Annotated in this window: 21 protein-coding genes; 7 read left to right on the top strand and 14 right to left on the bottom strand. The window is 44.6% G+C overall.

From position 1 onward, the window contains the following. Positions 1–69: 69 nt before the first annotated feature. The gene (locus tag ACPW7N_RS12885; RefSeq protein ID WP_425651499.1) at positions 70–864 is read left to right on the top strand and encodes a Cof-type HAD-IIB family hydrolase; all 795 of its coding nucleotides are present in this window, start codon (positions 70–72) and stop codon (positions 862–864) included. Here ACPW7N_RS12885 and ACPW7N_RS12880 read toward each other — a convergent pair. From ACPW7N_RS12880 to ACPW7N_RS12865, 4 genes are all read right to left on the bottom strand, one after another. Beyond that, a complete protein-coding gene (locus tag ACPW7N_RS12880; protein ID WP_425651498.1) occupies positions 861–1961 on the bottom strand; it encodes an acyltransferase in 1101 nt (366 codons plus the stop codon). The genes ACPW7N_RS12885 and ACPW7N_RS12880 overlap by 4 nt on opposite strands. A 151-nt stretch (positions 1962–2112) precedes the next feature. Further along, positions 2113–3129, bottom strand: coding sequence for a hypothetical protein (locus tag ACPW7N_RS12875; protein ID WP_425651497.1), 1017 nt, complete (start codon positions 3127–3129; stop codon positions 2113–2115). 122 nt (positions 3130–3251) lie between these two features. Next, a complete protein-coding gene (locus tag ACPW7N_RS12870) occupies positions 3252–3755 on the bottom strand; it encodes a DinB family protein (protein WP_425651496.1) in 504 nt (167 codons plus the stop codon). Positions 3756–3813: 58 nt separating this feature from the next. After that, the gene (locus ACPW7N_RS12865; RefSeq protein WP_425651495.1) at positions 3814–3945 is read right to left on the bottom strand and encodes a hypothetical protein; all 132 of its coding nucleotides are present in this window, start codon (positions 3943–3945) and stop codon (positions 3814–3816) included. A gap of 206 nt (positions 3946–4151) precedes the next feature. Here ACPW7N_RS12865 and megL point away from each other — a divergent pair, with 206 nt between their 5' ends. After that, a complete protein-coding gene (gene megL / locus ACPW7N_RS12860) occupies positions 4152–5342 on the top strand; it encodes a methionine gamma-lyase (protein ID WP_425651494.1) in 1191 nt (396 codons plus the stop codon). Positions 5343–5489: 147 nt separating this feature from the next. On the opposite strand, the gene ACPW7N_RS12855 is transcribed toward megL, so the two are convergent. After that, on the bottom strand, positions 5490–6248 hold the full coding sequence (locus tag ACPW7N_RS12855) for a DUF2161 domain-containing phosphodiesterase (protein WP_425651493.1): 759 nt from the start codon (positions 6246–6248) through the stop codon (positions 5490–5492). A 170-nt stretch (positions 6249–6418) separates the two neighbouring features. Between ACPW7N_RS12855 and ACPW7N_RS12850 the strand changes: the two genes are divergently transcribed. Both ACPW7N_RS12850 and ACPW7N_RS12845 read left to right on the top strand, forming a co-directional pair. Further along, positions 6419–6844, top strand: coding sequence for a VOC family protein (locus tag ACPW7N_RS12850; protein WP_425651492.1), 426 nt, complete (start codon positions 6419–6421; stop codon positions 6842–6844). A 177-nt stretch (positions 6845–7021) separates the two neighbouring features. Next, entirely contained in the window at positions 7022–8584 is a 1563-nt protein-coding gene (locus ACPW7N_RS12845; protein ID WP_425651491.1) for a sigma 54-interacting transcriptional regulator, read from the top strand. 32 nt (positions 8585–8616) lie between these two features. Here ACPW7N_RS12845 and ACPW7N_RS12840 read toward each other — a convergent pair whose 3' ends face one another. After that, positions 8617–9201 carry an HD domain-containing protein gene (locus ACPW7N_RS12840; protein WP_425651490.1) on the bottom strand — a complete coding sequence of 195 codons (585 nt, stop codon included), beginning with the start codon at positions 9199–9201 and terminating at the stop codon, positions 8617–8619. 52 nt (positions 9202–9253) lie between these two features. On the opposite strand from ACPW7N_RS12840, the gene ACPW7N_RS12835 reads away from it, so the two are divergent. Continuing rightward, positions 9254–9592 carry a DUF2834 domain-containing protein gene (locus ACPW7N_RS12835; RefSeq protein ID WP_425651489.1) on the top strand — a complete coding sequence of 113 codons (339 nt, stop codon included), beginning with the start codon at positions 9254–9256 and terminating at the stop codon, positions 9590–9592. Between the two features lies 1 nt (position 9593). Here ACPW7N_RS12835 and ACPW7N_RS12830 read toward each other — a convergent pair whose 3' ends face one another. After that, positions 9594–11003: a glycosyltransferase family 4 protein gene (locus ACPW7N_RS12830; protein WP_425651488.1), complete on the bottom strand. Its 1410-nt coding sequence runs from the start codon at positions 11001–11003 to the stop codon at positions 9594–9596. Between the two features lie 122 nt (positions 11004–11125). Here ACPW7N_RS12830 and ACPW7N_RS12825 point away from each other — a divergent pair, with 122 nt between their 5' ends. Then, complete coding sequence (locus ACPW7N_RS12825; protein WP_425651487.1) at positions 11126–12274, top strand: glycosyltransferase; 1149 nt, start codon at positions 11126–11128, stop codon at positions 12272–12274. Positions 12275–12332: 58 nt separating this feature from the next. Here ACPW7N_RS12825 and ACPW7N_RS12820 read toward each other — a convergent pair whose 3' ends face one another. The 5 genes from ACPW7N_RS12820 to ACPW7N_RS12800 form a co-directional block, all read right to left on the bottom strand. Then, positions 12333–13964 (bottom strand): M20/M25/M40 family metallo-hydrolase, encoded by a 1632-nt coding sequence (locus ACPW7N_RS12820; protein ID WP_425651486.1) that lies wholly within the window; start codon positions 13962–13964, stop codon positions 12333–12335. A gap of 67 nt (positions 13965–14031) precedes the next feature. Beyond that, on the bottom strand, positions 14032–14781 hold the full coding sequence (locus ACPW7N_RS12815; protein ID WP_425651485.1) for an IclR family transcriptional regulator: 750 nt from the start codon (positions 14779–14781) through the stop codon (positions 14032–14034). Positions 14782–14846: 65 nt separating this feature from the next. After that, positions 14847–15557, bottom strand: a complete 711-nt coding sequence (locus ACPW7N_RS12810; RefSeq protein ID WP_425651484.1) for an amino acid ABC transporter permease — start codon at positions 15555–15557, stop codon at positions 14847–14849. Positions 15558–15618: 61 nt separating this feature from the next. Then, the gene (locus ACPW7N_RS12805) at positions 15619–16422 is read right to left on the bottom strand and encodes an ABC transporter substrate-binding protein (protein ID WP_425651483.1); all 804 of its coding nucleotides are present in this window, start codon (positions 16420–16422) and stop codon (positions 15619–15621) included. Between the two features lie 30 nt (positions 16423–16452). After that, positions 16453–17175 carry an amino acid ABC transporter ATP-binding protein gene (locus ACPW7N_RS12800; RefSeq protein WP_425651482.1) on the bottom strand — a complete coding sequence of 241 codons (723 nt, stop codon included), beginning with the start codon at positions 17173–17175 and terminating at the stop codon, positions 16453–16455. A gap of 340 nt (positions 17176–17515) precedes the next feature. Between ACPW7N_RS12800 and ACPW7N_RS12795 the strand changes: the two genes are divergently transcribed. Next, complete coding sequence (locus ACPW7N_RS12795) at positions 17516–18340, top strand: M55 family metallopeptidase (RefSeq protein ID WP_425651481.1); 825 nt, start codon at positions 17516–17518, stop codon at positions 18338–18340. 59 nt (positions 18341–18399) lie between these two features. On the opposite strand, the gene ACPW7N_RS12790 is transcribed toward ACPW7N_RS12795, so the two are convergent. Together ACPW7N_RS12790 and ACPW7N_RS12785 are read right to left on the bottom strand one after the other, a co-directional pair. Further along, a complete protein-coding gene (locus tag ACPW7N_RS12790) occupies positions 18400–19698 on the bottom strand; it encodes a nucleotide sugar dehydrogenase (RefSeq protein WP_425651480.1) in 1299 nt (432 codons plus the stop codon). Between the two features lie 29 nt (positions 19699–19727). Further along, positions 19728–19877 carry a hypothetical protein gene (locus tag ACPW7N_RS12785; protein WP_425651479.1) on the bottom strand — a complete coding sequence of 50 codons (150 nt, stop codon included), beginning with the start codon at positions 19875–19877 and terminating at the stop codon, positions 19728–19730. Positions 19878–19937: the final 60 nt, after the last annotated feature.

Below are 19937 nucleotides of genomic sequence, written 5' to 3'. Positions count from 1 at the left end.
TGCACAGTCCTTTCCTTGTTAGAAAAATAAAACGGTCCACTTTGTACAGGGACAGGAGGAAAGAGAGACATGATCCGTTTAATAGCAGTCGATTTGGACGATACCCTGTTGGGGGAAGACAAGCAAATCTCCGAGCGAAACTTTCAAGCCATTCAGGCTGCGAAGCAACAAGGGGTTGAAGTCGTTTTGGCGACGGCCCGGGGGTGGTTTGGAACGAAGAGTTTTTATCAGCAACTGGAGTTAAACAGCCTGGCTGTTTGCGGCTCAGGAACCAAAGTGTACGACAATCATGAAAACTGTGTGAAAAGCTGGTCCATTCCGCTCGAAACGGCTCAGGAGATTCTCGCAATCGCAGAGCAAAACGACATCATGATGATTTGCTCTTTGCCGGACAAGAACCTGTTTAATTTCGTCCGCCCTGATTGGGAAAACAAAATTCGCTCAGGGATTGATATTGTCGTCCCTGATTTAGCCAAAAAGATCACTGACTCCCCCACACAATTATTTGTCAAAGGGGAACGGGAAGTGCAAATTCTGCAAAAAACACTTCCTTCAAGCCACTCCCACTATGCAGTTCACACCCTTCTCTACCAGGACGGCATTCCTGAGATGATGATTATCCATCCGGAAGTGAACAAGGCAAGCGGCGTTGCTTGGGTGTGTCAACAAATGGGAATCGAACAAAGTGAGGTACTGGCTCTGGGTGACAGTGCTAACGATATCTCGATGCTTTCGTGGGCTGGTGTCGGAGTCGCCATGGGCTGGTCCAATGAAACAGTAAAAGCCGCTGCCAACTTCGCCACAGAACATGATGATCTGGACGGAGTCGCAACGGCTATCGAACGATTTGTATTGGGGCGTTAACTCGCCATGGGAACCTGTTTTGTCTCCTTTTGCTTGCGGGCCATTCTCACTCCGCCCAATAGTTCGATATATGGTACAAAGCGGAGTAAATGAGTAGCCAGAACCGTAAAGAGCGTTGTCATCACATAGAGCAGCAACATGCCGGGTGCTCCTTTCCACAAGAAAGAGTATCCGGCTTTTTTCGTAATAATAAGCAGTAAACTTATGACGAGCGGATGGACAAGAAAAATCATAAACGAGTGAACGGCAAGCCAATCCATCCATTTGCTAAACGTATTCGCCATTTCCTTGACGGCAAGTGCTACGACATAAAAGAAAAAATAACTCGTAAAGCAATAAATCATAACAGATGGTTTAATTGACGAGGCATGGGTGAGTGTCAGCTTACTATCTGCAATCAACAGTACGAGACTGCCCAGCCAGACAAACCCGAGTGGAATCACTTTGCCACGGAGTTTTTCTTCCCAACTCGATTTCTTCTGCGCTGCCAGCATGCCAAACGTAAAGTAGAACAACCAGATCGGAAACAGACTGACATAAGGAATACCCAGACTAGGCAGTACCAGCACTTGTATCTGGTGCAGGTAAATCATGGTTTGAGAGAACAAGGTCAAACCAAATGATACGACAATCAGTGACGCAGCATGACGCTCCATCCATTGCTTAAGAAACGGATACAAAATATAAAGCTGCACCGTAATCAGCAGAAAGTAAAGGTGAACATACCCCGTTCCTGTGAGAAGCTGCTTGGAGAATAGTGTAATTGGCTTCAGTGGGTCGTGCTGCAGCCAGCCTGTCCACTCGTTTCGGGTCGAATAGAGGAAATAAATCGCCGTCCAAAGCCCATAGGGAATGACGATCTTGCGAAAGCGTGAGCGGATAAACTGCCCATATGAAATCGGCTCTCTCCCTCTATCAACATAAAACAGCATAAAGCCGGACAGCATGACGAACAGCGGAACAGCGTATCGCATGGTCTGGTTCCAAACGTACCCGATCTCGCTTGTTGTGACATAACCGGCAGTAACATGAATCGCTATTACAGAAAGTGCGGCAAAGGCACGTACCAGGTCAAATTCTCGCAATCGATTTCCCATGTGCAATTTTCTCCAATTCCCTTTTATCTTTTCTCTGTCTATCATCTTTTCTAATAAAGATACAATCATCATATTATAACTCTATTCTATCAAGAGAGACAAAAGAAAAAGCTGCCGAATGTGTCGACAGCCTGAGTTTTCTGTAATACAACTATTCAACGACGACCTTAACCTTTGCCTTCCCAACCTTTCCCTTATCTTCTACCGTCATTTCCAGATTATATGTTCCATTATTAAACATTGGTTCAAAGACAAATAAATGATAGGTTATATACTCGTTTGGTGGTGGAAAAAAATCAACTTGCTTTTCGAATACTCTGTCATGATTCCAACTGATCTTCGCTTCATTCGAAACTTTATGGCATTGAACAACCAGAAAAATAACCTGACCAGATTTCATCGTGGCTTTGTTGGGTGTAACAATTACTTTGATACCTGGCTGGTTCACAGTAAATTTTTTCACTTCAAGGCCTGTATATCCATTCTCTGCTCCTTCCAACATATCCAAGCGAAAAACAAACTCGTGTTCACCACCAACCGTCGGAATGAAATATCCCGTCGTCAAGTAACGGTCTTTTTTGGAAGTTAATACGGTCTTCACGTCAGTTATCTTCCCTACCAGTCCTTTGTGTTTGGTTACGGCAACAATATTGGCCGGATTGAGGATTTCTCCTTTATTGTCGGTATAAATGGAAAAGCGAATTTTTTGCCCGATATCGTAAGGCTGTTTATTCGGCGAAAAGTGGATGGTTGTTTTTGCCGGTTGAATGACTTCCGGCATTTCATCTTCCACAAGCAATGTAATGGTGTCCTCTCCTACCCATGTATCCCCATTCCTACTATCAGTCATCTTGATTTTAAATTGAACTGTAGTGTTACCATGTCCTTCCGCGTACCACTCAGAAGTAAAGATCAATTTATCTCCCTCAACACGTGACTTGTGCTCCAATGGTTCATCTGATCCTCCAATGGTAAAATCGGCCTCAAAGGAGTCGCCAAATTTTTTGGAAACAGCCTGAAAGCTGATTGTTTCCCCCATTCGTACAGGTGAAGAGGTGACAGTCAGGTCTACTTCCAGATCTTCCCCCTCAGGTTCAGATGCAAAAACAGGTTGCAACGACAAACTGAACAACAGCGTAAAAAGAAATAAATACTTAAAAATCTTCATTCAAAACCTCCCAATTAAAGAAACATCTCTATCACTCAAATCCATAAAATCCATAAAACCCATAAAAAACCCTTGACCTGTTCTGGCCAAGGGTTGATGTTAATCGTGTACGTTTGATTGTATTATAGCTCAGGTGCTTCCATTCCAATTGAACTCCACTCTTCACGAGCAGGCCCATATACTCCGGGCACTGTTAAACCAGCTTGACGCATCAGCACGGTCATTTGACCACGGTGATGATTCTGGTGATCGATGAGAATACGAAGCGTCAGACCGTTGGCCCACTGCTCTCCATACATATCCGATGTTTCCGCAAGAGTAGCATCGGTCCATTGTGTTTTAATCGCTTGCAACACGGCTTCACTCGCTTGACGATAGGCGTCAGCGATCTCTTTTGCGGAGGTAGGAACAGGCTGATCATGCTTGGGAGCTTCAAAAGAGAGCCCTGTACGAGTCATCATCTCCTGAATGCTGGTTGCGATATGCCAGGCAATACGACCGAGCGTTCTATCGTGAGGAGAGACCTCTTGTTTTAGCGATTCATCTGTCAATGTGTCGAGAATCTTTTGAGTTGATTTTGATTCATAACCCCAGGTTTGCTCAAAGCCTTGAATCGTCAAAAACATACATAATACCTCCCTTAATGTACTTCATACTAAAATTCTATCCATAGAATGGAAATTCCTACTTAAGAATTACATTTTTTCTTTGCTCATCAACAGTTCCAACTCGATTTTGGCTTCCCCAATGCTGGATGAAGAATTCCGTCATCCAGCCACGATCTTCTGCCGGTACAGCTTGACAGTCAATTTTCATCACTTTTCTCCCCTTTGAAAAAAAATACCATTTTCCCTTTAGGAAGACAATCCATTAACTCGGCAACTTTTCTTTCCGCATTGGCACGTTTTCGTTCCATTTTTCAGCTTATTCATTCTGAAAAAGTGCGGTGCAATCACATGCAATGAATTGGTATGAGTGTTGCATTGTATACGCTTACAAAATAGTTGATAGAGGTGACCGATATGTATCAAGACCAAAAAGTACGCCCTAGCGGCTTAAGCACCACAGCCATTCATGCAGGTACACAATTAGATCCAGCTACCGGAGCGTTGGCTACTCCCATATATCAGACATCTACCTTTACCTTCCCGACCATTGAAGAAGGAGCAAGACGTTTTGCCGGAGAAGCTGATGGATTCATTTATTCACGCCTGGGCAATCCCACAGTTGCTGTCCTGGAACAAAAAATTGCCGCTTTGGAAAAAGCAGAAGCAGGTCTTGCGTTTGCTTCCGGGATGGCTGCCGTTTCAGCCGTAGTAATGGGACTCGTCAAAACAGGAGATCATATCCTCTGCTCCAAGGGACTATACGGTTGTACGTTTGGGTTCCTCAACATGCTTCAGGAGAAGTACAATGTTTCCTATTCCTTATGTGATATGAGTACCGAAGAGAAGCTGGCTGAAGGAATTCGTCCAAACACAAAAGTAATTTATGTAGAGACCCCCATTAATCCTACGATGGAACTGGTGGATCTGTCTCTGGTTGCCAAATGGGCAAAAAAAATCGGCGCATATACCGTAGTGGATAATACATTCCTTTCCCCATATCTCCAACGTCCAATTGAACTGGGGTGTGATGTTGTCATTCACAGTGCAACCAAATACATCGGCGGGCATGGAGATGTCATCGCAGGTGTTGCGGCAGGACCGAAGGCGATTATGGATGAGATTCGTATGACGACCCAAAAAGATATTGGTGGAATTCTTTCCCCATTCGATGCGTACTTGTTAATTCGCGGTTTGAAAACTCTTGCTGTTCGCCTGGATCGTCACTGTGAGAATGCACAGAAAGTAGCAGAGTATCTTGAGCGCCACCCACGAGTAGGCCGTGTCTATTATCCCGGTTTGCCAAGCTTTCCACAGCATGAATTAGCCAAGCGCCAGATGGATAATTTCGGGGGTTTGATCAGCTTCGAGCTGAAAGGCGGTATGACGGAAGCCATCCAGATGATGAACAAGGTGGAGTTGTGTAAAAGAGCGGTTAGTCTGGGTGATGTAGATTCATTGATTCAGCATCCAGCTTCTATGACTCACTCTGTCGTTCCAAAAGAAGAACGTGAAAAAATGGGGATTACGGATGGACTCATTCGCCTCTCCGTTGGTATCGAAGACGTGGAAGATATCATTTATGATCTGGAACAGGCTTTGTCATAAGCACGATGAAGGACGACCGCATGGATCGTCCTTTTTTCTTTGTCTTTATCAAGCTTACCCGTATACAATTAAGTCAGATGCACCTGATCCATTCTGGCGTGATGGGAATTGTCCTCGTCGGTGGTACGGTAAAACCGACTGACTCTTTCAGAGTTGAATTGCCTCCGTCGCCTCATCGCCCTCTCGAACGAGTGTAAGAGCAGTAAAGTGTTTGATCAGGTGAGGAAAGTCGTATATTTCGTTTTTTCCTTTTTCACTAATAGCATACGTCCCCCGTCCCACCTTCTCAAACCATCCATAATAGTTTTTGCTCAGGATGGATAAGGTTTTGTCACCGGTTCCCTTCCTACGCAAGGATTTGGGAGACGTCGGTCCGAATTGATCAAGAAAATAGGCAATTTGGACACAATTTTCTTTGTAGGCGGTCATCAGCTTGGTTTTATTGCTTCCGCCCACATTGTAGTCACCATGCCTGCCGTTAATCTCTGCTACGAGCTTGTTCCGTTTTTTCTTGTTTTGCTGCATACTTTTTAATCGGTCAAACGGCTTGGGTGAAATGGCCTCGATTACTGCTCCATCTCCTTGAAAGGAAACAAGCAGTAACCCTAACTCCAGCCGTTTGACCAAATAACAGATATCGTGCCATTTTTTTGAGTAAAGGCTGTAAGCTGGCTTCGGTATAGCAATATAGACAAGATCTGTTAACCGCTGTCGTTTAGTAGCTTGGATAAGCAGATCTACCGTTAAATGGCGTTTCAATTCTACGATAAGTAACTCATCATCTTTGAGAGCCGTCAGATCGCAGTGGTTGACTTCACCATTCACCTGATACCCTTTTTGTGTTAAAAAGTTTCGGATCGGATCATACAGATCGACCTCGTAAATTTTCACTTTCGCTTTTTTCATGCGGGTCTCCTCAACTATTTGGAAGGTATCTTTTCTTTCATTATCGATTCGAGATCGCATTTTTACAATCTACATTATTTCTATTTACAAACATACGTTCGGTATAATACAATCTGTATGTGGGGAATAATGGTATATGTCCCAACCAAACATTTAGGAGCTGATACATAATGACAGTGAAATTGACTCCCTATTTAATGATGAATGGAAATGCCAAGGAAGCCATTCAATTTTATGAAAAAGCGTTGGAAGCTCAAGTGCTCTTTAGCTCAACTTTCGGTGAAATGCCTGAAAATCCTGAGTTTCCGCTTCCAGAGAGTGCAAAGGACCTTGTTTCTCACGCAATGTTAAAAGTTGGCGAAGCTGAACTTATGTTTTCTGACACCTTTCCAGGTCAACCTGTTCAAAGCGGAAGTCAAGTGACCATTTGTATTGGAACGAATGACGCAGAAAAATCCAAGCAATTCTTTAACGCCTTGCAAGATGGCGGTCAAGTCATAATGCCATTACAAGAAACGTTCTTTAGCCCTGCTTACGGAATCGTAACAGATAAGTTTGGCATTCCCTTCCAAATTTACACTGAGGGCAAAATGTAATTAATAGAATACAAGCCTATGCGGCAAAAGGATAACGGCTCTGTACGCAGCATTTGCGACAGGGTCTTTCTCATATATAATCAAAGAAAAATTGAAAGAAGCGAGTTTTCTAATATCTCCCATCTACTTTTTGATAAAATAGAAGTAGTGAGCCTTTTGAAGGTGGGATAGAGCATCATGAATGTATTTAAAATCCGAACGATTGATCGTGTTGGTATCACGCATGACGTGATCGAGTGTTTTGCTCAGCATCAGTTGGACATCCTTGCCATGGAAGTTGTTCCTCAGACGATATACTTGAAACTGGCTGCACTCACCGAGCTACAACAGCCTGCCATAACGGCAGAGATCAAAAAAGTAATTGGCGTCATCGATGTTGACGTCATCGCCAACCTGCCATCGGAGGAACGGGAATCGCAAATTCAAACGATTCTTACAACCGTATCGGAGGGGATCATCTCAACGGATCGCTCTCTGGTTATTCAAACGATCAATCAAGCGGCCGCTGCCATGTTAGGCGTTGAGAAAGATCAGGTCATCTCTTCCTCTCTTAGCACCATCTGGGGGCATTCCATTGAAGAGGTATGGAGCTGTTTGACTGACGGAACTGAAAAATCACATCTTCCCGTCAAGCTGCTTGTCCCATCATTGGGAGAAACCAAATTTGTTTGCTGCTATCGTCCGATCATTATCCCCCCGCAACCCCGTGCCCAAGGGGTAGTAATTGTCATCCGGGATATGAAGCAGATTCATCAACTGATCGAGACGGTCAAACGTCCGGGAGCCTTCACCTTCGAAGAACTGATTTACGAAGGCAACCCGATGAAACAATGCGTCGAAACAGCGAAACGAGTCAGCAAGAGTCAAGCTACTATCCTGCTCAGCGGCGAGAGCGGAACAGGGAAAGAGCTGTTTGCCAAAGCAATTCATTATGAAAGCGAGCGTTCGTCGCAAGCATTCGTTCCAATTAACTGCGCAGCAATCCCTGATACCTTGCTAGAAAGTGAACTGTTCGGCTATGAAGAAGGCGCATTTACCGGGGCTCGAAAAGGAGGGCATCCCGGCCTTTTCGAGGTAGCACAGGGCGGTACGTTGTTTCTGGATGAAATCGGAGAACTCCCCCTGCAATTGCAAGCCAAGTTGCTTCGTGTACTCGAAGACAGGACGATCCGAAGAATTGGCGGCAAGAAGAGTATTCCTGTGGACGTGCGAATTATAACGGCCTCCAACCGGAATCTCCCTGATATGGTTGCCAAGGGACAATTCAGAGAAGACTTGTTTTATCGCCTGCATGTCATTCCCATTCGGATACCACCCCTGCGTGAACGGAAGCATGACATTCCTTTACTTGCCCAATATTTTGTCACAAAGGTGTGTCAGCAAATCAATCGCCCGACGGCACAATTGTCCGCATCAGCGATCCGTTACCTTCAATCACATCATTGGCCAGGAAATGTTCGGGAATTGCAAAACGTACTGGAGCGAGCGGTTTACCTTACGATTTCCCATGAAATTAATGTAGAGCATGTTACGATTGCCACTCATTACTCGCATCAAGAAACCGTGCATGTAAGCCAACAAAATACGTTGAAACATCAGGTTGATCAATTCGAACGGAATGTATTGATCGAAGCGTTGAAACAATGTACTTCTGCCCGTCAGGCGGCACAGCAACTGGGCATTAGCCATACAGCAGTGTTGAACAAAATGAAGAAATATGGAATCGAAGGCACCCTTTGATGACAAACAAAAACCCTGATGAAATTTGTTCATCAGGGTTGATTCATCTCACTTTTTCGCTGTGTTTCTTGATCAATCATCTCTCGCATGGCCTTGATCATCGGATGGAAAAGGGCGTGACTCCTTCCATAATCAAGGTTGAAGCCGTAATCAAAGTCAGGCGGATTACTGCCTTGATTATGTTGGATGATCGTTTCCATTTTATCGAGCGCTTTAACCAGTTGAGCTTCTTTGGTTTGGCATTGGTTGTATTCCTGCCATAAAGCAAAGAGTTTATTGCGGGTTGGATCAATCAGCGGTTCGGTCAATTGCTGAATGGTTTCTTCTTCTCTTTGGTATTTCTTTTCCTGATCAACGAGAAGTTTCGCTGAAATATCGCCATCATATGCCTCACCCAAGTCGTGGATAAGACATATACGCAGGACTTTGCCAAAATCTAGGTCAGGAAAATATTCTTCCAATACCAAGGCAAACATGGTCAGGCGCCACGAATGTTCAGCGATGCTTTCTTTTCTTCCTTCCTTGGTCCAAGCGGTGCGCGTGTTTTCTTTCAAGCGTTCCAATTCTTGTATGAAGAAAATGATATTGGAAAGCTCTTGTCTATTTACTTCCGTCATTTACTAAAATGCTCCCTTACAAGCGATATTTTTTCAATGAGGTGATTACAAAATGAAGCAAGTATATATCCTTTTAGCCATTGCGGGTGCTGTTTTACCTTACAGCCAATTCGTTCCGTTTTTACAGGAGAATGGTCTGAATATCGCCCTGTTCACTTCACAGCTTTTTGCAACTGACATTTCCTCATTTTTTGCTGTTGATTTTCTTATCTCATGTTTCATTTTCTGGATCTTTCTTTTTGAAGAGACCCGCAGACTGCACATTAAATATTGGTGGTTATGCATCATCGCCACATTAACGATAGGTTTATCCTTCGCGCTTCCCCTGTTTCTTTACATGCGGAGAGTGGCCTTCGAGCGAGATATCACCCGTTCTACAATCGGAAAGTGATTTAATAACTTGTGGAAGTCACCTGCTTCTTCTGTTCTCCAATCAATTCGTCCATCAACAGTGCCAGTTGTCTCGCCTGTTCTTTCCGTTCGTATGGTCTGACTCGCTCAGCAAAGCTTGCCTTGATGGAAGTAGCTGAGTTTTGCTCTGCTGGGGAGCCTTGAGTTGACTTCCACGCCTGATAGAGCTTCAGATACGCCTGTTTCATTTCTGCCTGATCGGTCGGGTTGGCTACCTGCCCCAAGTCGAATTGTTGAATAATGTCGGTTGCCTCACCCGGCATGTTCAGCGCAAGCACCGGGTTTCCAATGCCCATGTACTCATACAGCTTGCCAGGGATATACGCCCCCGCATCTGGTGTCACATCGCCGATCAGCAACAATACATCTGCGCCTTTCATCAAGCCAAGAGCGTCTTTGTGCTTGAGATTGCCCAGGACGTGTACAACATCATCGAGACCCAGTTCCCTTACGCAATCTGCATTTTCGGAATAACCGGGATAATCAAATACGCCTGCGAATGAAAACGAAATGTCGTTGCGATCCACAAGCCCTTCATCGATCAGTACCTTGATTGCTCGAAGTAACAGGCGAGGGTTTCGCTTTTGATAGAGAATGCCTGCATAGACGGCGTGGAACTTCCCTTCTTGCGTCAGAAGTGGTTGCAAATCATCAAAATCGGCTTGGTCGAAGCCATTATAAATCAGTTCCAGGCGTTTTATCGTTTCACCATACTTGGCACGGAAGTTTTTGGCGAAGGTTGCCGTTACGGTTGTGACCGCATCAGCCTGCTTCATTACCTTTGCTTCCATGCGCTCCTCCCATCGGTCACGCCACGCAATCCCGGAGCGGTGCATATTCTGTGTCCACGGGTCACGGAAATCAATAACCCACTTGCTTGCAAACTCTTGGCTAAGAGCCTGTCCGATCAGATGGTTCGTGACCGGTCCTGACGTGGAGAAGATGACATCAATCTTCTCATTCTTCATAATCTCTCGCCCTAGCTTGACCGCACGAGGATACCAAAGAATCTGGTCATCTGGGATCAACAAATGAGGCTTGAGCTTTTTGAGTACGGAGATGACAGTCTGTTTCAACCGGCTAACCAATGAAGGCTTGCCTTGCACCTGCCCAGCAGCAGATGATCGGGTGGCAGTTGAAGTGGCTGCTTGTACTTGAGGGCGAGGCAACAGGTTTACCTCTTTGGCCCGATGAATTTTCACACTTGCTGGCAGTTGGTCCAAAAGTGTTGGATCCGTTGTTACGTGATAGGTAGGATCAACCGTCAGAATATGAACATTCCACCCGAATTCCCCTAAATATTTAGCCATTTTCAGCGGGCGAGGAACTCCCCCACCACCGATTGGCGGAAAGTTATAGCAAATAATCAGAACTGATTTCTTCCTTGTCATAGTACCCTTCCCTTTAGCTGAAATCTCACGAATAACCTTACCATAAACTCAGTGTTATTGCGAATCCATTTGGCATTTGATATAGTAAAAATGGTTTGTTTGGAAAGGTTCGGGTGGATTGCATGAAGACCAAATTACGTATCCTTCATATCATTGGTGGAGGAGAATTCGGTGGAGCTGAACAGCATATTCTACACCTCCTCACGTCCTTTCCGCATGACGAGGTGGAAGCGACGGTAGTCTGCTTTTACGATTCCGTTTTTGCCAGAAAATTACGTGAGGCACATATTCCAGTAATTCCGATGACCCAGTACGGGCGTTTTGATATACGTGTTTTGCGCGGTTTACGACAACTTATGAAACAATTTCAACCAGATGTGGTTCATTCCCACGGAATCAAGGCGAACTTCCTGACACGCCTGGCAGCCTATGGACTACATCCATTTGTTGTGACCACGATACATAGCAACCTGCGTTATGATTATGAAAACCCACTCGTATACACCATTGTCTCTCTCATGGAGAAAAGTACCCGCAGCTTCAATCAGCACACCATCGTTGTGTCCGATGCCTTGAAACAGATCCTGAGCAACGACGGTGTGGCGCCTCAATCAATCAGTACGATTTACAATGGCATTGACCTAACCCCATTCCGAAAACAGGATGAGCGTGAGGCCGATCGTTTGCGACTGCTGACCGAATGGGGTATTCCTGCTGACACTTTTGTGATGGGTTCCGTGGCCAGGCTCGTTGCTGTTAAAGGCCATACCTATCTGTTGGAAGGCTTTGCCCGCTTCCTCGATCGTGTCGAGGCCAAAAATTATCGACTGGTCCTGGTTGGAGATGGACCTGAACGAGCACACTTGGAAAGTTATGCCGTAAAGCTCGGAATCGAGAAATTCGTTCACTTTGCTGGCTTCCGACAGGATATTCCCCAGTGTCTGCATGCCTTTGATCTGTTTGTCCATACGTCTCTCTATGAAGGACTGGGCTTTACGATACTGGAAGCAATGGCATCAGAAGTACCCGTCATTGCAACCATTGCAGGCGGAGTCAAAGAGATTGTTTTTCATGAAAAAACCGGAATCGTTATTGAACAGCAAAATGCAGAGAGCACTGCCTTGGCTATGCTTCGGATGGTGGAACAGCCAGACCTTCGGGAAAAGTTGGTCAGAGAGGCACGTCAATTGGTCGAATCGACCTTCACCATCGAACAAATGGCAGTAAAAACTCTCACTCTATATCGACAGCACACCCAAAAGAAGGTATAGGTTAATGAAAGTGTTGGAGGATATTATGTCTATTCGGAGGCATAAATCCTCCTTTTTTCTATTGTTCATTCAACAGCTTATGAATCGCAACTGGCAGCATTTCCAGCAATGGTTCAAATGCGAACTCGATATCTAATCGCTCAGACCATTTGTGGGCATCCCGCCCTATCGGTCCTAGGTTAAGAACAGGCAGGTTAAGTTCCTCCAACTCCTTTAGAGGAAGAGAATAGCCCTTTTCCCACAACGGCATATTTGTGACCAGGGGTTGCAGAGAGAGTGCACCTTGCTGTAGTCCAGCATAGCTTAAATCGGAAATACCCCCGAAATAATGCTGATTTTTCAAACGTATCTGATGCTGCTCCCAGGCATAACTCATAATTTCTTCGGTTACTTTTTTAATTAAAGGATGGTTTCGGGAACTAATCGCCGGGTAAATGGGCGGGGCAAAAAATAGCACAATCATGGGAGCCAATTCCTTACAAAGAATAGACAGTTCATCCACGAATTGAATCGTAAGATCCCGGTCATCTTTATCCCCTCGATTAGTATCGATGCGTGTAAAGATGTGTTCCACTTCAGCTTTTCCATATTCTCTTTGGGCATAATCCAATAGCTCAGCTACCGTAAAAACATTGACATGGATCGTTTTTGGTGTCGATAATTCCAACTGGGAATAACGTTTTGCTCTTTGATCGTATTGCTCTTCAATTCGTCTGGCTACCTTTTTTGCCATTTGATATAGCTGACCGACGACCTCATCCATTGATTTTTCAAATAAAAACAGATTATATAGGGTTACCGCACGGTGCGGAATTTGAACGGAATAACCTTCCTTCAAATCCTTTTGGATCAGGTTTGTGGGGGGCGGAGTCACTTCTTCATCTACTCGTTCGCAATACTCCGTGTTCAGCTCCCATTCGCAGGTAATCTGGGAACTCATGAAGTTTGCGTTCAATCCTGATAACGGTTCACCTACATGCGTCTCTTTTCCGTAGCATAAAAATCCCGGGAGAACCTTCCCAATCGATCCTGTATAGATATATTTATTCTCATCACCTGGATAGCGCGTAAACATCGGTTCTGAATTGAGGCACGCCTTATAAATCAAGCTATGTTTCTCAGCTAATTCCAATAATATCGGCACAGCAGCCCGCATGCCAACGGAATTCACTTCTTCATCACAGACGGCGAGGAGTAAGATATTTCCGTCAAATACTCCACGGCTGGCTTGCTCCACCATGGACATATGCAAGGTAAGCCCGCATTTCATATCCATCGTTCCCCTGCCGAAGAGCCAGTTCCCCTCCGCCAAGTCCTGCTGAACATCAGAAGGCATGTTGCTTTGTTGTTCCTTTAATATACGGGTCAACTCGATTGGATCAAAAGCATTCTTCTTCCAAATGCCATAATCCTGAACATCGACAACATCAAAATGACTGACTAAAACAATCGTCTTTTTCGTATCATCATTCTTTTTCACCAGAGCGGTTACGATCTTTCTACCATCTCCAGTTGGATGGAGTTGAAGATACTCGGGTTGCTTCTGGAAATACGGCAAAGAATGAAGTTCATGAACGATTTTCTCCGCTACCGAGACTTCAGCTGAAGTACCAGTAATACTCGGGATTTCCACAAGGCTGCACAGCAGCTTTACTAATTGTTCTTTCGTCTGCCATTGGTCATGATTCATTTCTAACATCCACCTTTCCACATTATGAAAACCGTTTCCAAAATCGCTTCAAAAAAATATATGGTTTTTACAAACCATATGATGTTACTCCCAGTTTGTTCGTTATTTCAACTGCCGCTTCTTTTACCTTTTCAATCAGGATCGGAAGTCTTTGTTCATGGAGTCGCGAGCTGGGAAGATTGATACTGATTGCTGCAAGTACCTTCCCATGATGTCCGATAATCGGAGCAGCAACGCAAGCCGTCCCCTCCGTTATTTCCCCATAACTAACCGCATAGTGGTTCATTCTGATTTCGCTGAGCTGTTTCCATAACCCTTGTTGTTCTTCAGGGGACAAGTTCAGTTGGTTCAGCACTTGCTTAATCTCTTGATCTTTCATATGAGCAAGGATCGTCTTGTTCGGTGCACCAATGTTTATTGGAATGCGAATCCCCAGATTCTCTGAAATCCGAAGCTTTAATGGACTGTCTATCTTTTCAATAACAATGGCATCCAGACCTTGGGGCATGTTCAGATAGATGCTTTCTTCGACTTCCATTGCTAACCGTTCCATCACGGGTCTGGCTTCTTTTCGGAAATCAATTTTGTCTATCATTTTAAGTCCCATTTCAACCCATTTATATCCCGGCTTATATTGTTTGCTTTCGGGATCCTGAATGACAAGTGCATGTTTGATTAATGTTTGCAGAATACGATGGAGAGTGCCTAGGGGAAGTGAGGTAGCTTCTGCCAAATCGGATATCGACCAGCCACTCTTGTTGTCATCAGAAACTAGGACATTAATAATTTGAATTGCACGATCAATAGATTGAACCATAAGCAAACCTCTTCTTTAACGGTAAAGTTTTTGCTACTATTTTACCATTTTTCTCTCATACCTTACTACGATAAATTTACATTGCCTTGCTTTGGGGATGAGCTTTTCCCGTCATACGAAAATTGTTTGCGTTTTTTCTTCCCACCCATTCTTGCTTCCAATTTTTCAACCAGATAAGTGAATATCATGACAAGAGCCAAATAATATAAACCGACAACCATGTAAGTATCCAGTTGCTTAAAATTCGATGCTGCTTCGCTTAACCCCGCTCCCCACAGTTCGGACATTCCAACATAAGCGACGAGGGAGGAATCCTTTAACGCAATGATGAATTGATTGCCTAGCGGTGGAATGGCTAATTTGAACGCCTGAGGCAAAATGATTCTTCGCATTGCCAACGGGTAGGACATTCCTAACGAACGAGCTGCTTCCATTTGCCCACGATCAACTGATTGAATGGATCCACGGAATATTTCCGCAATATAAGCCCCGTTATGAATCGCTAACGCCAAGGCCCCTGCCCAAAATTGCGAAAGTGTAACAATATTGGTAATTCCAAAATAAAGGATGGCTATCTGAACGATTAGAGGTGTGCCTCGTACGATAGTTATATACAAGTTGGCCAAATATCGTAACGATTTTCTTTTCGAAATGCGAAAAAATGCGAAGACAAGACCGAATCCACATCCTAACAGCAAAGCGACCAACGTTAATTTCACAGTAAGTAGGGCTGCTACTAAAAACGTTTGATAACTAGAGAGCAAAATTTCTACCATAGCTTTTTCACCCTTCCTTAGGACATGTCAGGGGGTGTTAGCATCAACACCCCCTGATCCCCTATTTTTTCTCGCCAAGGATATTTCGGCCAAACCATTTTTGACTGATCTTGTCATAGGTACCATCACTGATGATTTCAGCGAGCGCTTTATTCAATTTTTCCTTTAATTCAGGATTGTCTTTATTCACAGCAATGGCTTGATCATCGTTTGTCATCGGCTGTCCTACGTCCTTAATCTTCACGGCCCCTTCTTTGATCATCCGAAATCCAACCATCTGATCGGTAATGACGGCATCCAATCGGCCAGAAGGGAGATCCATCAGAGCTGTAATATCGCTATCGTATTCAGCTACATTGTCTTTTCCCGTATACTTCAAGGCTAAGTCTTTATAGTTGCTTGATTTTACTACGCCAATCCGCTTATCCTTCAAATCATCTGGACCCTTTATGCTCGTATTTTGCTCAGCCACAAAAATTTGTGAGCCTGATCGATAGTACGGAGCTGTAAAATCCACTACTTTTTCCCGCTCGGGTGTAATCGTCATACTCCCAATGATGGCATCATATTTTTTGGCTTGGAGCCCTTGAATAATGGTTTCCCACGGGTTTGTTACTGGCATCGGCTTCATTCCCATCTTTTCAGCCAATGCCTTGCCGATTTCGACGTCAAATCCTGCAAGCTCACCGTTTTCCTTAAAGTTAAATGGCTTATACAGCCCACTCATCCCATAACGAAACTCTTGTTGGTTTGATGCTGTCTCGTTCGTAGCTGTTTGCTGTGAGGCGTTTGAGCCGCAACCGGCTAGCATAGCAGAACCAACGAGCAAACCTGTCAGGAATAGGACCATCCAATTTTTCTTCATTCAGAACTCCTCCTTTGTTGTTTTCATTTTTTATAAAATACTGCTTAAGAATTGCCTCGCCCTTTCATGTTGGGGGTTGCTAAAAAATTGCTCGGGAGTCCCCTCTTCCAAAATCTGTCCATCCCCCATGAATACCACACGATCCGCCACCTCACGAGCAAAACCCATCTCATGTGTAACAACAACCATCGTCATGCCTTCTCTAGCCAGTTGCTTCATGACAGCAAGCACTTCCCCCACAAGCTCAGGATCTAGAGCGGAGGTGGGTTCGTCAAATAGCATGACTCGAGGATTCATGGCAAGGGCTCTTGCAATGGCCACTCTCTGTTTTTGTCCTCCGGAAAGCATATCTGGATAGGCATCGGCTCGGTCCCTGAGGCCTACCTTGTCTAGCAAATCGAAGGCAACTTTCTTGGCTTGTTCTTTACTCCATTTTCGAACATGGACAGGAGCCTCAATGATGTTTTCTAGAACGGTTTTATGAGGGAATAGATTAAAATGCTGGAACACCATGCCAACGTCTTGGCGCACTCGGTTAAGCTCCGGCTCGTACGTAGTGATCAACTGATGATCGATCCGAATTTCTCCTTGATCATGAAATTCCAAGAAATTAATGCAACGAAGTAAAGTGGATTTGCCCGAACCGCTTGCACCAATCAGTACAACCACTTCCTTCTCCTTGACAGTCAGATCGATTCCTTTTAAAACCGTTAAGGAATCGAAAGACTTATACAGATTTTTCACTTCGATCATTAACATCCCCCCCGGTCTAATAACGAGTTAGAATATTACCTTTTTTCAGACTATTTTCCTCCCTTTTCTCCCACTTTACATAAAAAGCTGGATCAAACATGTGTGTGTTCTGATTATGTGTGCAATAAAAAGGTTTTTTCCGTATAACGGAAAGCGTTTCCAATTTGTTTTTTCTCATTATATTTTGTCTGAAAATTCCTGTCAATATTTATGCATTGAAATTAATGAATAACTTAATTCTGTGCCAGGCCTTTCATTTTACGATATAATTCTAATAAGTTTTGAAAATCCGGTTTTTACCTTCTTTATTAGAGAATGATGAGTATGGAGGAATGATTCGATGAAACTGTTTATTTCATGTGATATGGAGGGCATATCGGGCATAACAGATCCGACATATATCAATCCCGGAGATAACAATTACGAACGTGGTCGCCAATTTATTATGAATGATCTGAATGCCGTCATTGAAGCTGCGGTGGAAGCCGGAGCAAATGAGATTCTGGTTGCAGACAGCCACAATACGTTTAATAACATCCTGCTTGAACAACTTCACCCAAAGGCAAAGCTTCTTTGTGGAACGCCACGCAATGACTCCATGATGGAGGGACTGGATTCCTCGTTTGATGCTGCCTTCTTCATCGGTTACCATGCCCGTCACGGTTCCCCCGGTGTACTCAGTCATACAATGTCCTCTGTCATCAAAAATATGTACATAAACGGTCAAATCGTAGGCGAATTCGGCTTCAATGCCATTTATGCAGGCCTTTGCGGTGTACCTGTATGCCTGGTCTCAGGTGATGACCGGATTGCCGAAGAAGCAGCACAACTGATTCCCGGAATCCGTACAGCCATTGTGAAGCAGGCCGTCTCTCGCACTTCTGCCATCTGCCTGTCGTTGGAAGGATCTCGAAGCGAATTAAGCCAAAAGACAAAAGAAGCCCTGTCTAATCGACACAGCATCTCGCCTCTTACCACAGAGCGTCCTCTTCAATGCAGAATTGAATTTGCTCATGCTGGTCAGGCAGAGATGGCGTCAATTATTCCAGGAGCTACTTATCATACAGGTAGTACAGAAGTAAGCTATCAGGCACAGGATCAATACGAAATGTATCGAACGATGCGGGCGATGCTGAACCTCGCTGCAACTGTTCCGTTTTGCTAATTTAAAACCCCGTCCGATCAGAGCGTCAGCTTTCGTCGGGCGGGGTTTATTTGATTTAATTAGATTCGAACTACTTTTACCTGTGCATCCAGATCACGAGGAATGCGGTTTTTTGTATCAAACAGAATTGGCGACTTACTCATTTGAGCAATCGTCTGACTCCAGTCAAGTTCAGCAAATTCCTGTTGGAGTGCGGTCAGGAACAACGCATCAGCGCCGTTGACTGCTTCCTCCAATGTTGCTTTTTTGTGATCGTATGGAGTCGGTACAGCAGGGTCAAAAGATACTACCTCTACTCCACGCGATTGGAGAATCTTGATCAAATCATGGACGGGACTCACACGATCATCATTGGAGAAGTCCTTCATGGCAAGTCCAAGAACGGCTACACGAGAACCAGCAAGACTTTTGCCTGCTTCACGGAGCGCTTCCTCCAGCATATTGGTGAGCACATTCGGTACATCATCATTGATCCGGCGAGCCGTTTGCAAGAGGCTCAGGCTCACACCTAGCTCGTTTGCTTTCGGAGACAAATAGTGCAGCGCATTCGGCAAGCAGAACCCGCCTACACCAGGGCCCGGAGTCAACAGATTGACACGTTTATGTGTATTGGCCACTTTAATCAATTCAAATGTGTCGATTTGAAACGCTTCAGCAAAACGGGCAAATTCCTGTACCATCGCAATATTGACATCACGTTGAATATTTTCCATTACCTTTGCTGTTTCAACAACACGGATATCCGAGATTGTGATATCGGATTCGCTGATAAAGGAGAGCAGCTCCTTGCCTTTCTCGGCACTTACTTCGTTCACTCCGCCTAATACGAGCGGGAAGTTAATGAATTCCTCGAAAGCTCGTCCTTCCGCAATGCGTTCTGAGCAATAGGTGAGATAGAAATCTTCCCCGCTCTTCATTCCACTTACTTCTTCCAAAATCGGCAGAATGACTTCCTCAGTAGTACCGGGAACGACCGTGCTGCGAATCATAACGGTATCGCCTTTTTTCAGAACCTTGCCAAGTGTGTGAGCGCAGTTTTTGAGCGGTTGCAGATTCGGGTCTCCGTTATTCACCGGAAGGCCCACAGTCACAATATAGTTATTCACCTTTTGGGCTGCCTCTTCATAGGAAGTAGTTGCTTTGAATCGCCCTGCATCCAGTTGTTCACGCAGGATTTCGGCCAACAACTTGCCTTGATAGCTTTCCAGATGGTGCGAATGGGCAGCATTGATTTCATCTACTACGGCTGGCAATGCGTCAATCCCAACAACCTGTGCACCTTTCATTGCATATGTAAGGGCAAGTGGCAATCCGACGAAGCCAAGACCAATGACAGCGACGTGAATGGGTTGAGTCATTTTCAATCTCCTCTTTTCAACGAAAACTTCTATATCTTATTACTTACTGGCAAATATCCTGTTGGCGGCGGCGTAGCTGGTGTATGTGGTATCTGAGGCAAATACACCATTACATACACAATGCCTGCTGCTACAAACAAAAGACAGACGACAATCAGCACTTTGTAGAGCGTGTCCAAGGTGTTTCCCCCTTAGCTTGGAACAAGATTCAACGTTTTGTTATTGCCAAAGGTTAATTA

The sequence above is a fragment of the Brevibacillus nigriterrae genome, from assembly GCF_049846925.1.
Classification (GTDB): Bacteria; Bacillota; Bacilli; order Brevibacillales; family Brevibacillaceae; genus Brevibacillus_H.
Note: the sequence above shows the minus strand (reverse complement) of the source record. Positions and strands in the feature narration are given on the sequence as shown.

Coding starts and splice junctions, on each gene's coding strand:
- megL (WP_425651494.1), top strand. CDS start 4,152: ATGTATCAAGACCAAAAAGTACGCCCTAGCGGCTTAAGCACCACAGCC.
- ACPW7N_RS12875 (WP_425651497.1), bottom strand. CDS start 3,129: ATGAAGATTTTTAAGTATTTATTTCTTTTTACGCTGTTGTTCAGTTTG.
- ACPW7N_RS12830 (WP_425651488.1), bottom strand. CDS start 11,003: ATGACAAGGAAGAAATCAGTTCTGATTATTTGCTATAACTTTCCGCCA.
- ACPW7N_RS12880 (WP_425651498.1), bottom strand. CDS start 1,961: ATGGGAAATCGATTGCGAGAATTTGACCTGGTACGTGCCTTTGCCGCA.
- ACPW7N_RS12790 (WP_425651480.1), bottom strand. CDS start 19,698: ATGACTCAACCCATTCACGTCGCTGTCATTGGTCTTGGCTTCGTCGGA.
- ACPW7N_RS12845 (WP_425651491.1), top strand. CDS start 7,022: ATGAATGTATTTAAAATCCGAACGATTGATCGTGTTGGTATCACGCAT.
- ACPW7N_RS12800 (WP_425651482.1), bottom strand. CDS start 17,175: ATGATCGAAGTGAAAAATCTGTATAAGTCTTTCGATTCCTTAACGGTT.
- ACPW7N_RS12835 (WP_425651489.1), top strand. CDS start 9,254: ATGAAGCAAGTATATATCCTTTTAGCCATTGCGGGTGCTGTTTTACCT.
- ACPW7N_RS12855 (WP_425651493.1), bottom strand. CDS start 6,248: ATGAAAAAAGCGAAAGTGAAAATTTACGAGGTCGATCTGTATGATCCG.
- ACPW7N_RS12795 (WP_425651481.1), top strand. CDS start 17,516: ATGAAACTGTTTATTTCATGTGATATGGAGGGCATATCGGGCATAACA.
- ACPW7N_RS12885 (WP_425651499.1), top strand. CDS start 70: ATGATCCGTTTAATAGCAGTCGATTTGGACGATACCCTGTTGGGGGAA.
- ACPW7N_RS12840 (WP_425651490.1), bottom strand. CDS start 9,201: ATGACGGAAGTAAATAGACAAGAGCTTTCCAATATCATTTTCTTCATA.
- ACPW7N_RS12805 (WP_425651483.1), bottom strand. CDS start 16,422: ATGAAGAAAAATTGGATGGTCCTATTCCTGACAGGTTTGCTCGTTGGT.
- ACPW7N_RS12865 (WP_425651495.1), bottom strand. CDS start 3,945: ATGAAAATTGACTGTCAAGCTGTACCGGCAGAAGATCGTGGCTGGATG.
- ACPW7N_RS12825 (WP_425651487.1), top strand. CDS start 11,126: ATGAAGACCAAATTACGTATCCTTCATATCATTGGTGGAGGAGAATTC.
- ACPW7N_RS12820 (WP_425651486.1), bottom strand. CDS start 13,964: ATGAATCATGACCAATGGCAGACGAAAGAACAATTAGTAAAGCTGCTG.
- ACPW7N_RS12810 (WP_425651484.1), bottom strand. CDS start 15,557: ATGGTAGAAATTTTGCTCTCTAGTTATCAAACGTTTTTAGTAGCAGCC.
- ACPW7N_RS12870 (WP_425651496.1), bottom strand. CDS start 3,755: ATGTTTTTGACGATTCAAGGCTTTGAGCAAACCTGGGGTTATGAATCA.
- ACPW7N_RS12850 (WP_425651492.1), top strand. CDS start 6,419: ATGACAGTGAAATTGACTCCCTATTTAATGATGAATGGAAATGCCAAG.
- ACPW7N_RS12815 (WP_425651485.1), bottom strand. CDS start 14,781: ATGGTTCAATCTATTGATCGTGCAATTCAAATTATTAATGTCCTAGTT.